Source organism: Maricaulis maris MCS10 (genome assembly GCF_000014745.1).
GTDB classification, from domain to species: domain Bacteria; phylum Pseudomonadota; class Alphaproteobacteria; order Caulobacterales; family Maricaulaceae; genus Maricaulis; species Maricaulis maris_A.
Genome location: NC_008347.1, coordinates 3,020,089 through 3,031,103, shown reverse-complemented (window position 1 = coordinate 3,031,103; position 11,015 = coordinate 3,020,089). Strand labels below are relative to the sequence as shown.

At 63.3% G+C, this 11,015-nt stretch carries 12 protein-coding genes; 4 read left to right on the top strand and 8 right to left on the bottom strand.

Annotated elements, in window-relative coordinates; translation table 11 throughout:
* Window positions 1-213 precede the first annotated feature (213 nt).
* The 7 genes from MMAR10_RS14190 to MMAR10_RS14160 all read right to left on the bottom strand — a co-directional run bounded on the left by MMAR10_RS14190 (window position 214) and on the right by MMAR10_RS14160 (window position 5,744).
* Window positions 214-1,647 (bottom strand): glycosyltransferase family 2 protein, encoded by a 1,434-nt coding sequence (locus tag MMAR10_RS14190; protein WP_049755762.1) that lies wholly within the window; start codon window positions 1,645-1,647, stop codon window positions 214-216.
* On the bottom strand, window positions 1,638-2,321 hold the full coding sequence (locus MMAR10_RS14185) for a HEAT repeat domain-containing protein (RefSeq protein WP_011644682.1): 684 nt from the start codon (window positions 2,319-2,321) through the stop codon (window positions 1,638-1,640). The genes MMAR10_RS14190 and MMAR10_RS14185 overlap by 10 nt, the downstream gene beginning before the upstream one ends.
* A gap of 8 nt (window positions 2,322-2,329) precedes the next feature.
* On the bottom strand, window positions 2,330-3,106 hold the full coding sequence (locus MMAR10_RS14180; RefSeq protein ID WP_011644681.1) for a YaiO family outer membrane beta-barrel protein: 777 nt from the start codon (window positions 3,104-3,106) through the stop codon (window positions 2,330-2,332).
* On the bottom strand, window positions 3,103-3,483 hold the full coding sequence (locus MMAR10_RS14175) for a response regulator transcription factor (protein ID WP_011644680.1): 381 nt from the start codon (window positions 3,481-3,483) through the stop codon (window positions 3,103-3,105). The genes MMAR10_RS14180 and MMAR10_RS14175 overlap by 4 nt, the downstream gene beginning before the upstream one ends.
* An 80-nt stretch (window positions 3,484-3,563) precedes the next feature.
* Window positions 3,564-4,523 carry a hypothetical protein gene (locus MMAR10_RS14170; RefSeq protein WP_011644679.1) on the bottom strand — a complete coding sequence of 320 codons (960 nt, stop codon included), beginning with the start codon at window positions 4,521-4,523 and terminating at the stop codon, window positions 3,564-3,566.
* A gap of 2 nt (window positions 4,524-4,525) precedes the next feature.
* A complete protein-coding gene (locus MMAR10_RS14165; protein WP_011644678.1) occupies window positions 4,526-5,389 on the bottom strand; it encodes a CsgG/HfaB family protein in 864 nt (287 codons plus the stop codon).
* A 1-nt stretch (window position 5,390) separates the two neighbouring features.
* Window positions 5,391-5,744 (bottom strand): hypothetical protein, encoded by a 354-nt coding sequence (locus MMAR10_RS14160; RefSeq protein WP_150099795.1) that lies wholly within the window; start codon window positions 5,742-5,744, stop codon window positions 5,391-5,393.
* 253 nt (window positions 5,745-5,997) lie between these two features.
* Here MMAR10_RS14160 and MMAR10_RS14155 point away from each other — a divergent pair, with 253 nt between their 5' ends.
* The 4 genes from MMAR10_RS14155 (at window position 5,998) to MMAR10_RS14140 (ending at window position 9,953) form a co-directional block, all read left to right on the top strand.
* The gene (locus MMAR10_RS14155) at window positions 5,998-6,552 is read left to right on the top strand and encodes a heme NO-binding domain-containing protein (RefSeq protein ID WP_011644676.1); all 555 of its coding nucleotides are present in this window, start codon (window positions 5,998-6,000) and stop codon (window positions 6,550-6,552) included.
* A 77-nt stretch (window positions 6,553-6,629) separates the two neighbouring features.
* Window positions 6,630-8,261, top strand: a complete 1,632-nt coding sequence (locus MMAR10_RS14150; RefSeq protein WP_011644675.1) for an ATP-binding protein — start codon at window positions 6,630-6,632, stop codon at window positions 8,259-8,261.
* Window positions 8,233-8,838: a response regulator transcription factor gene (locus tag MMAR10_RS14145; protein WP_011644674.1), complete on the top strand. Its 606-nt coding sequence runs from the start codon at window positions 8,233-8,235 to the stop codon at window positions 8,836-8,838. Before MMAR10_RS14150 ends, MMAR10_RS14145 begins: the two co-directional genes overlap by 29 nt.
* Window positions 8,839-9,062: 224 nt before the next feature.
* Entirely contained in the window at window positions 9,063-9,953 is an 891-nt protein-coding gene (locus MMAR10_RS14140; protein WP_011644673.1) for an aldo/keto reductase, read from the top strand.
* Window positions 9,954-9,959: 6 nt separating this feature from the next.
* On the opposite strand, the gene MMAR10_RS14135 is transcribed toward MMAR10_RS14140, so the two are convergent.
* Entirely contained in the window at window positions 9,960-10,997 is a 1,038-nt protein-coding gene (locus MMAR10_RS14135) for a cupin-like domain-containing protein (RefSeq protein ID WP_011644672.1), read from the bottom strand.
* Between the last annotated feature and the right edge of the window lie 18 nt (window positions 10,998-11,015).

The window sequence follows — 11,015 nt, the reverse complement described above, 5'->3', positions numbered from 1 at the left end:
GCGTAGGTGTAGCGAGCGCTGGGTTTTAGGGAGGGCACCGGCGAGAACCGTTCAAGCATTCGGCCGTGTCAGTGGAAACTCCCTGAAATGGCGGGTAAATCTGACAACGGCTTGCAAGGTGTGGCGCAATTCCGCGCCACGATGCGGGGCGCCAAGTTATAATCCGCGATCAGATTGCGCCAAATACCGCCAACCCTCGGCCTGGGTTTCAGCCTAGGTCGGTGTTTCTGTCGTGTCGAAGGCGGAGCGTTTGATGTGGCCCCAATGTTTGCTTCCTTTCAGGAAGTCGATCGTTCCGGCGAGGCGCCAGATATTGCTGAGCTGCCGATAGCCGAAATTCTCGATCGCCGCCGCGAACAGCAACTGGCCGATCGCCTTGAGTGAGGCAGTGCGGCGTAGCTCAATCTCCTGCAGCAGGATGGCTGAGGCCGACAAAAGGAAGCCGAAGCTGCACACAAGGGCGAAAAGGGCGGCGAACCAGCTCCAGGAAATATGCCCTGTGGCGGCAAGCAGGAAGGCCAAGGCATAGCCGAGCACTTCCAGGCAGGGGCCGATCACGTCGATCACGATCATGCTGCCAAGCCCCAGCGTTCCCGGCAGGCCGTAGCCGGGGCGAAGCGCGGCGTCGCGGTGGCGCCACAGGGTCTCCAGAGCGCCGCGTTGCCAGCGTCGGCGCTGGCCGGCCAGATCGGACAGGCGCTCGGGAACCTGTGTCCAGCAGACCGGTTCGGGAATGAAGCGCACCACGGTGGGGCGGTCGCTGTCGCGACCGTCGCGGTGTAGGCGGACGATCAGCTCGGCGTCTTCGCCGACCGTGCGCGGATCATAGCCGCCGACCTCGACCACGCGGGCCCGGTCGAACATGCCGAAAGCCCCGGACACGATCATCAGGGCGCCCAGTTCGCTGAGGGCGAAACGGGCGACCAGGAAGGCGCGCAGATATTCCAGCGACTGCACGAGCGGCAGGAAGCGGCGCGGCAAGCCGGCTTCTTCGACCGCGCCTTCCCGCAACCGGCATCCATTGGCGACACGGACCGTGCCGGCCACCGCAACGGTGTCGGGATTGTCGAGAAAGGGCTGGCTGGTGCGGATCAGGGCGTCGGCTTCCAGCAGTGAATCGGCATCAATGGCGCAAAAGAGGCTGCCGGACGCATGGGCAATGCCGGCATTGAGGGCGTCGGCCTTGCCGCCATTGACCTTGTCGATCACCCAGAGCGGGACCGGTCCGGGCCGGTGGTAGACCGCGCGCACCGGCGTGAAGTCCAGGCGGTCCGAACATTCGCGTTCCGCCGGTTTCAGATCGAAAGCCCGCACCAACCGGTTCAAAGTGTCGTCACCCGACCCGTCATTGATCACGATGACTTCATAGTTCGAGTGGTTCTGACGCAGCAGGGCCCGGGTGCAATCGACCACGGTCTCGGCCTCATTATAGGCCGGCGCGAGGATACTGACCCGGGGCGCTTCCTGGCCGATCCGCCGCATCAATCTGTGCGCATTCGGTTCGAAGCGGCGTCGCATCAGGGTGACACCGGCGATCGCGATCAGCACAGCGTAGAGTGTGTCCTGAAACAGGGCGCTGGCCAGGATGAGAAAGGTGACCGGGAAGGTCACGTCCGGCCATACGAAGAAATTGATGATCATATCCATTGGATCACTCCTGACTGCTCGGCCTGACGGGCAGGCTCATGGATCATCCGCAAGGCGCGCCGCGCGGTCTCCCGCACCCGCCAGGACGGATCATTGTGCATCTCGGCAATGCGGTCGGCGGCGGCTGTCACGCGCAGGTCGGCCAGGCCCGCCAGGGCGAGGCTGCGGACTTCGGCGTCGTCATCGCGCAAGGCGCGGATAAAGGTTGTCGTGGCATCGGGATGACCGCGCCAAACCAGCGCGCGCAAGGCTTTCCGGCGCTCGCCCACCGGCGAGGAGGTCGCCATCCTGTCAAGATCGGCAATGGCCAGGCCCAGCGAGGCGTCGCCCCGGACGGTGGGCAGGCAGAGCGGTCGCTGGCGGGATGGTGACAGGGCGGCGAAGCGATCGGACAGGTGGCGCAGGGCGTCTCCTTCCATGCCGGCCAGCAACTCGGCCAGCTCGCGGGCGATCCGCGACCAGGCCCGGGCAGAACGACGGCTTTTGACCCGCGGCAGCGGCGCGCCGGTGGCGACATGATCCAGCAGGCAGGCCGTGCGGTAGGCATCCCGACTGGCGCGTACCGGCGCCTGCCAGCGCTCGAACAGAATGATGACCGCGGCGCTGGCCACAAGGCCGAGCCCAAGCGTGCAAAAGATTGAAGCTGCCGTCCATATCCATTCGAGCGAGTGCATGATTGTCCTCAGAAACGTTGGCGCAGGGACAGGGCAATACCTGTGCGCGCATAGCTGCCAGACCGGTCGACCTGCGACACGGTCCAGCCGATTTCCCGGTCCGGTCCAAAGGCGCGGCGGACGCCGAACTCGACACTTCGGGTACGGGCCACGCGGCCGGCCTCGATATCGGGCGCAAGGCTCAGCCCGCTGCGGATACGCCAATTGGCGCCAAGGGCCGTGTCGCCGCGCAGGGCGAGACCGCTTTCCCAATCGCCGCCGGAAGCACGCACGAAAATCGGCGAGACTGACAGCCAGGCATCGTGACCTGCCAGATAGTGGACAAGGCCAGGTGCCAGCACGGTCACCACGCCATCGCCGTAATCGGCGAACCGGGCGGTCAGGTCCAAATCGGTCCCGCCGGTCCCTTGAGCAGGCCGCCAGGCGGGTCGGGTCCAGGCGAGGCGCAAATCGACATCCTCGCGAAAATCGCCACCGAATGCGCTGCCCAGCGCCACCGAAGCGACACCGCCCGCAAACTGGTCCTGCAAACCGGCCTGCAGAAAGACGTCCTGCGTACCGAACCGGCGGGACCATTCGGCGCGGCCCCAGGTCAGGCGAGCGTCGGCATTGCGGTAGCCCACTTGCAGCCCGGCCCCGGACCAGTCGTCCAGCGCGGTCCGCGACAGGGCGGCGTGCTCGACCACCAGATCGGCGGTCCAGTCGCCTTCAGGCTGAGCCATGGCGGAACCGGCCACCAGGCCGGTCACCACCAGGCCGCCAAACAAGCAGGATCGGAGGCTCATGCCGCGACTTTCTGGCGAGACAACGCCCCAGCGATGCGCGCCACCAGCTCACGTGGCTGGATTGGCTTGACGAGGCAATCGTGCGCCCCGCTCTCGAGGGCGGCCACGGTGTCGCCTTCATGGGCATAGGGCAGCAGCATCATGACCGGGACATCGGCCGTGGCCGGCTGGTGCTTCAGGCGCGACAGGACGTCCAGGCCGCGCATGTCCGGCAACAGCATGTCGACCAGGACCAGCTTGGGTCGGGCCCAGCTGACCAGATCGAGGGCCGAGCGACCGTCGATCGCCGTGAGCACCGAATGACCATTCATGGTCAGGCGGTGGCACAACAGTGTTGTCATCATTGGCTCATTCTGGACAACCAGGATCGGTTTCATCGCAATGTTTCCCTGTATGGAAGTGAAGGTTGAAAGGCGCCGGACCCAAAAGGGGGGGAGGTCCGGCGCCTTTCGCTGGCTCAATTGACGTTGATGCTGACGGAGTTGCCGATGGCAGCCGCTGTGGCGGCTGCGTCGGTGCCGTAGCCGATCGTCGCGTTGAGCACAGACAGTTGGCCGGCCGTGTTCCACTGATTGACCGAGCTTGAGACATTGCCGGCAATGGCGCTGTTCAGGCTGGTCAGGCTGTAGGAATTGCCGATCGAAGCGGCGGTGACCGCAGCGTCGGAGAAACCGGCCAGCGAGCCGTTGAGTTCGGCAATCATGGTGCCGGAATTGCGCTGCGCCGCGGTGATCGAGCTGCCGCCCGGTACTTCGACCGACAGCGAGTTGCCGATTGAAGCGGCGGTCATGCTGACGTCCGTCACGTCGCCCGACACTGCGGACAGATCCGCCGTCAGATTGCCGAGATTATTCTGGTCAACGGTCATGTCGATCAACGAGGCCGGCGATGAGATGGATGCCGTGTTGCCGATCGCTGCCGCGGTGATGGCCGCAGTATCAATGGCCATGATGGCGGCGTCGGCATCGGCAACAGCATTGCCTTCATTGCCCTGGGTCAGGTCTGCGCTGACATTTGCGGCGGCTTCGAGCGAATAGGAGTTTCCGATCGAAGCGGAGGTCCCGGTGACGTCGTCGACGGTGGTCGCAATCAGGTTCAGATAGGAGTCCTGGTTGCCGGAATTGGACTGGCCCGTAGCATAGTCGACGGCGTTGGCGGCGGCTTCATTGCTGGCACCGAGGTCAACATTGGCGTCGACGAGGCTTTCGCCACCGAGGCCGATCGTGGCGTCGAGGATATCCGCGCCGCCGAGATCAACGCCGGCATCAACCAGGTTGTCACCGCCGAGATCAACAGTGGCGTCGGCGAGATCGCCCAGGCCCAGATCGACATCGACGAGGGAATCGGTCGCTTGAGCAAAAGCTGCAGGACCGGACAGGACCACCAGGGCGGTGGCGAGAAGAACAGACCGTTTCATGATTAATCTCCGGAATTGGGGGTCTGGAAGGAAACAGGGGTGCCGGTCGTGGCTGTCCCTGCGGTTGAACAGGTTTGCGCGGCGGGGCCGGCAAGGCCTGAGACGAGGTCGAAAACGGCGCTTTCGACAATCGTTCGGATGGCGGTGTGGACCGGCTCCTGGACGCGTTCGCCCATGCCAATGTCCAGCGTTGTGTCGCCAATGAATTCAAACACGCCGGCGCGGATCTCGTGTCCGCGGATCACCTTGCTCTGGCTGACGATGTCGATGACACGAAGGTCAGTCGCATCGACCAGGCGAAGGTCCAGGCCAACGGTCATCGCATAGTGGCGACGGCCGCCAATCAGCGGTCCGATACGCGCTTCCGCGACGCCGGAATGCAGATTGAAATTCAGTTCTGTGACGCCGCCGAGAATGATGTAGTCGCTCCCGGCGATGGAGCCCGCCATGACCCGGCGGTAGTTTTCTGTCGGTTGGCCATCCGGCCCGATCAGGCGACTGTTCGCGAATTCCAGCTCCTGCTGGGCGACCCGCGTGTCGAGGCGTTCGGCGAGCGGGAAGCCCGCCCGATCCAGCGCGGACATCACCATCAAGGCCGTACCCTGGGTGGCCACCGTCCCGTCGAGCGAGGAAAACCGCCCGGTCAGGTCGTTGACCTCACCCACGGCAATCCGCGGGCGACCGGCCATGGCGGTCCGGGACAGGCAGTCCAGATCCGACGAGTAGGCGGTCGAATTGTCGATCACCCTGGCGCCTGTATAGCCGGCCATGTGGTCATGGAAGTCGCCGGAGAGGCTGGCGCAGCCGGTCATGGCGCACAGGGTGAGCGCCGACACACCGGCTTTGAGGGCGGGTATCCAGCTCATCCTAATTCCCCGACACGTTCGGCAGCTCGCCGACGATGGCGGTCTGGTTGCCGAGATTGATCTGGGTGGTGTCGAGCTGAACCGTATTGTTGTTGCCGGTGATCGTGACGCTAACGAGATTGCCGATGGCCGTCGCCTGGCTAGTCGTGGCGGTCACGCCCCAACTGGGCATGAGCCGGCTCTGGGTGCCGCCGCCGGACGTGCCGGCTGACAGCTGGCTGGTGCCGGACAGTACAACCCGGTTGCCCTGCGCATCCTTCTGGAACCCAATTGCCTGGTTGACGGCAAATCCGGTGTCCAGGCTGACAGGCGTCGCCATCTGGGCGGCAGCAAGAGCGAAACTGGCGATGGGCATGGCTGCCTCCTCGGGGTCATCTGTTTGTTGATCCGAAGTTGGCAGCCGGCGCCGGGCAGCGATATTGACCAGGTGACCCATTCTAAGCGGCAGGTGGACAGGCTGACCTGATCGTTCGGACAGGGTACCTGTTCGCCTGGTCAGGCCGGGCCGACCGGTTGAACTGGGTCTGACCTACCTGTCCGAATGGTCAGGTTGTCTTCGCGCCCGCTCGCGCGACAATGGCGCCGGGATTGAAAAGAAGGGTAGACACATGAAGGGCGTTGTTTTCCGCCAGTTCATCGACCACGCAGAAAGCACTTTCGGCGAGGCTCTGGTTGACAAGGTACTGGATCAGGTGGAGCTGCCGTCCGGCGGTGCCTATACGAGTGTTGGTTATTACGACCACACCGAAATGCTCACACTGGTCGGGAAGACTTCAGAGCTGACCGGCCAGTCGGCCAGAGAGCTTCTGGTCGGTTTCGGCAATTCGCTTTTTGCGGCCCTGATCTCTACGCATGCGCAACCGGGCATCACCCACCCGTTCGATCTGATGGAGCGCATTCACGGCGTCATCCATCGCGATGTGCGCAAACTCTATCCGGATGCGGAAGTACCGGAGATCCTGGTCACGGCGCGCGACGGTAATACGCGTCTAGTCGTCGACTATCATTCGAACCGACCAATGGCCGACCTGTGTGAGGGCATGATCCTCGCCGCTCTGGACCATTATGGCAAAGCCGACGAATATGTTGTTCACAGGAATGACAATGCCGACAAGCCGTTGCGCGAAGCGCGCTTCGAGATCGTGTCTGGGACGAAACACTGACTGACAAGGACGAGCAGATTGGCAGGCTTGAAAGGCGGCTGGCCCGGGAAACCGCCGCCCGCCGTGAAGCTGAGCGTGTGCTCGAAGCCAAGTCGGCAAGCCTCTATGAAGCCAAGGAACGGCTGAGTGAAGAGACCGCCAAGGTGCAGCGGCTGAGCACGGCCATTGATGTCTCTGCCGATGGTGTCGCGATCGCCGATGCGACCGGCGTATATACCTACATGAACCCGATGCATGCGAGCATGTTCGGCTATGCCAGTGTGGATGATTGTCTCGGGCGGTCGTGGACGACCTTCTACAGCGACGACGTCCTTTCGGTCTTCGAACGCGAGGTCATGCCCGCTTTCACGCGCGACGGGTATTGGCGCGGCGAGGCGACGGGGCGTGCCCAGGATGGCTCGTCAGTCCATCAGAGCCTCTCCCTGACTGCGCTTTCGGATGGCGGCATACTCTGCGTGACCCGTGACATTGCGATCGACAAGCGTCGGGAAGGGCAGCGCGAACAGTTGCAGGCCATGCTGGCCGATGCAGAGCGCCGCGATGCGCTGGGGCGGATGGCCTCATCCGTCGCCCACGACTTCGCCAATATCCTGACCGCGATCAATGCGTCCGCACGCCTGTTGCGGAACAGCAATACATCGCCCAAGGACGAGCTGATGTTCGACCGGATCGTGACGTCGTGCCGCCAGGCCAATGATTTGGTCGATGATCTGGTCACCTTCGATGCAACGCCGGTTCGCGAAGCGCGGGCCATTGACGAGATTGTTCGCGACGTCGCGGAAATGATGTCCAACCAGTTCAGTGCGCCGTATCGTCTCGAGCTCGCCGCCAGTGACGAGCGACTGGTGTGTGAAACCGACCCCACCCTGTTCGCACGCCTCGTTGCCAATCTGTTGAAGAATGCCCGCGAGGCACTCGGGCCAGGCGGAACGGTCACGGTGCGCACCCTGCGCATCGACAAAGCCGAGCCGGTCGAGCTTCCCTTCCAGCCGTCAGCCACCAATCATCGCGGCGAACTGCGCCATTATCCGGCCGCCCGCCTGGTGGTCCAGGATGATGGCAATGGGATGCCCCAGGAGGCCCTCGACCAGGCCTTCACACCCTTTCAGTCCAGCAAGGGGCGCGGGCGCGGGCTGGGTCTTGCCACGATCGACGCACTGCTGACCGGCCAGGAGGCCTGCGTTGCCTCCTATAGCCGTCCGGCAGAAGGCACGGTCTTTGTGGTCGATCTGCCGCTCCAGATGGCCGGAATCGCTGTACCGGCTGCGGCTGACGACAGCGAGGGCGCGGTCAGTCATGCCACCGGTGCACTCGTCATTGATGATGACGAGACCTTGATGAATGTCGTCTGCGAGGCGGCCAAACGCGCTGGCTGGGACCCGGTCGGCTTTACGGACCCCGTCGAAGCGCTGAAAGTCTTCAGGGCCGCCCCCAAGGCTTTTGGAGTGGTGGTCACCGACCGGCGGATGCCGCAAATGTCAGGCGACGAGCTGGTGCGCGCCCTGCTGGCCATCCGCTCGGACACCCGTATCGTGATGTGCTCGGGCGCGCTGCAACCGCCATTGCCGGTCGGGCTCGCCGCCACGCTTGCCAAACCGGCTTCACTCGACGATCTGATTGAGACCATCGGTGCGCCGGTGGACGACCAGGTCGACCAGGACCGAACACAGGAAACAGAGCATGAAAATTCTCATTGCCGACGATCATGATCTCGTCCTCGACGCTGTTCGCGCCCTGTTGGAGAACGACATTCCGGACGCCGAGGTTGAGCTGGTCCGGTCCGGCAACGAGGTTGAGCGTTCCTTGTCGGATGGCAACCGATATGACCTCGTCCTGTTGGATCTGAGAATGCCGGGAATCGCGGGTGTCCAGGATGTCAGGGACCTGATGAAACGACATGCCGACCAGCCGGTCGCGATCCTGTCCGGCATGGCTTCGCCGATGGAGGTTCAGATGTTGCTGGAAAATGGTGCCAGGGGCTTCATCCCGAAAACAATGCCGGCCGATGGTCTGGTCGCGGCTGTCCGGCTCATCCTTGCCGGCCAGGTGTTTTCGCCCATCCATCACACGACCGATCCGGAAAATGAGCCCGCCTCGCTGACGCCGCGCGAACGTGAAGTCCTGTTCTGCCTGCAACGGGGCGAGGCCAACAAGGAAATTGCCCGCAGTCTCGAAATCCAGGAAACGACAGTGAAGCTCCACCTGCGCTCTCTCTCCCTGAAACTCGATGCCCGCAACCGGACCGAAGTTGTCGTTAAGGCCATCCAGGCTGGCTTTCTGGCATAAAAGGCTGACGCTATTGGGTGCAGCCTTCTGAGGCTGGCCGTGTAGAGGCACCGCCCAGTTCTGCTTTCCCGATGCCGACTGGAGCGAGCCCTCGATAGGGCTAGGTGTTTCACCCGACCCTCAGACCAGACCCTTCCTGGTGTCACGATCTGCGAGGTCTGCCGCGGCTATCCAATGTGACCCGGCAGGCTATAATAATGATGTTATTTTAGGAGGTTGTGGTGATGTCATTGCAAGAGGCACCGGCGATCTGGGGCGCCATGCGAGCGCGGCATGGGCAGGATACGGCGACGGCGCCGGGCTTTGCCCGCATGATCTCGACCTGCCTGGACAACGGGGTCGACTGGGTCGATCACGCTGACATCTATGATGACGGTGCGGTGGAGGCGCTTCACGGTCAGGCCCTGCAGCACCTCACCGCGTCTGAGCGGGGTCGACTGCGGGTAATATCAAAGTGCGGCGTGCGGTTCGCTTCGCCCGGGCAGCCCGGGGTCCGGCTTCACCATTATCGCTCCGATGCGGCCTGGCTGCACCAGCAGGTCGACGCGTCTCTGGCGAGGCTGGGCGTCGAACAAATTGATCTCTACCTCCTGCATCGCCCCGATTATCTGATGCAGGTCGAAGAGACGGCCGGCGCGCTGGCAGACTTGATCGAGAGTGGAAAGATTGCCGCTTGTGGCGTGTCCAATTTTTCGGTGCATCAAGTCGATGCGGTGACGGAATCCGGCCGGGTCCACCCAATTGCCAACCAGGTTGAAGTCTCGCCCTTCCACGCGGACGCGTTGGACAATGGACAATTGGATCAGGCGCGGCGCAGGGCGATGGTCTTGCTCGCCTGGTCACCGCTCGGGGGCAGCCGGTTGTTCGTGGGCGATGACGCCGCGTCCCGCCGGCTCCGCACTTGTCTTGAAGCGATGCGGACCCGGTATTCCGGAGCGCCCGGCATCGATTCGCTTGTCCTGGCCTGGTTGCGGCGTATGGGCGTGACGCCAATTCTCGGCACCGCCAGTATCGAGCGTCTCCAGCGCCAGGTGAGCGAACTGGCAGCGATCGAAATGGACGTTCAGGACTGGTATGAAATCCTGGAAGCGGCGCGTGGTATACGGGTTCCCTGACGGTCGTCAGCGTCCCAGGGAGCGCCCCAAGATGGCCCGGATGCGGGCGAGGTTCTCTGGTGTCGGATCGCCGAACAAGCCGCGTGCGGTCGCCGGCAGGTGATCCATCGGGTCTTCGTCGTCCTGGAAGAGATAGCGATCGAAGATGAGTTTCCAGGCCTGGCGTTCGCGCGCCGGCATGCCGCGAAGGGTCAGAAGGCCGTGCAGCAGGGTCATGAATGGCGTGGCCAGATGTTCCGGGCCGTCGCGCCACCAGAAGTTCATCATCACGCCGAACGGATCCAGCGTTTCGACATAGTGCACCTGCATTGACGGCATGTAGAGCGCATCGCCAGGTTCCAGCTCGGCGACCCGGGCGTGTCGCATGGCCTCGGGGAAGCGTGGAAAGCGTTCCAGGTCGGGTTCGCGTGGATCCACCAGACTGACAGGTTGGCCAGCCAGGGTCAGATCCAGCGGACCGATATAAAGATTGGCCAATTGCTCAATCGGAAACAGAAGGAAACGCCGTCGACCCGAGATCGCGCAGGCAAGATTCTGCGGTAGATCCCAATGCGGCGCAGTACGGGTTCGATTGCCGATCCACAAGGATGTCAGCCGTTCGACTGCGGGATCGAGCAGGGGCATCGGATTGTCACGGGCAATCGGTGCCAGAGCATCCCGCACCGGTACGCCGCCGGCAAAAACCGCATCGTCCAGCGCTGAATCTTGGAGTGCGCCAGCCAGCAGCCCGTCCAGCAATTCGCTCAATGGTGGCGTTTCAACATCGAAGGTAAAGCCGCTGAAATCAGGCTTGTAGAAAAAGCGGGTGCCGGCGGCGTTTGGCTGACGAAAGGTCCGGACAGGGCAGTCAGGCGCCACGGCTTTGAGATGGTCCGCGAGGTCGGTCGATCCCTGCCTGCCGGCCTGAACCAGGGGCCAGTCAGAGACCAGTCCCCGTAGTATGACCGGTTCGCCGACAGGCTGTATTTCGGTGTCGAAGCGCACGCGGTCGACGCCTGCGAATTCGGCCACGGCTTCAACACCGGGAAATCCGTCTTCCACCATCTCGCGTCGTAGGGCCTC

Coding starts and splice junctions, on each gene's coding strand:
- MMAR10_RS14190 (WP_049755762.1), bottom strand. CDS start 1,647: ATGGATATGATCATCAATTTCTTCGTATGGCCGGACGTGACCTTCCCG.
- MMAR10_RS14185 (WP_011644682.1), bottom strand. CDS start 2,321: ATGCACTCGCTCGAATGGATATGGACGGCAGCTTCAATCTTTTGCACG.
- MMAR10_RS14180 (WP_011644681.1), bottom strand. CDS start 3,106: ATGAGCCTCCGATCCTGCTTGTTTGGCGGCCTGGTGGTGACCGGCCTG.
- MMAR10_RS14175 (WP_011644680.1), bottom strand. CDS start 3,483: ATGAAACCGATCCTGGTTGTCCAGAATGAGCCAATGATGACAACACTG.
- MMAR10_RS14170 (WP_011644679.1), bottom strand. CDS start 4,523: ATGAAACGGTCTGTTCTTCTCGCCACCGCCCTGGTGGTCCTGTCCGGT.
- MMAR10_RS14165 (WP_011644678.1), bottom strand. CDS start 5,389: ATGAGCTGGATACCCGCCCTCAAAGCCGGTGTGTCGGCGCTCACCCTG.
- MMAR10_RS14160 (WP_150099795.1), bottom strand. CDS start 5,744: ATGCCCATCGCCAGTTTCGCTCTTGCTGCCGCCCAGATGGCGACGCCT.
- MMAR10_RS14155 (WP_011644676.1), top strand. CDS start 5,998: ATGAAGGGCGTTGTTTTCCGCCAGTTCATCGACCACGCAGAAAGCACT.
- MMAR10_RS14145 (WP_011644674.1), top strand. CDS start 8,233: ATGAAAATTCTCATTGCCGACGATCATGATCTCGTCCTCGACGCTGTT.
- MMAR10_RS14140 (WP_011644673.1), top strand. CDS start 9,063: ATGTCATTGCAAGAGGCACCGGCGATCTGGGGCGCCATGCGAGCGCGG.
- MMAR10_RS14135 (WP_011644672.1), bottom strand. CDS start 10,997: ATGGTGGAAGACGGATTTCCCGGTGTTGAAGCCGTGGCCGAATTCGCA.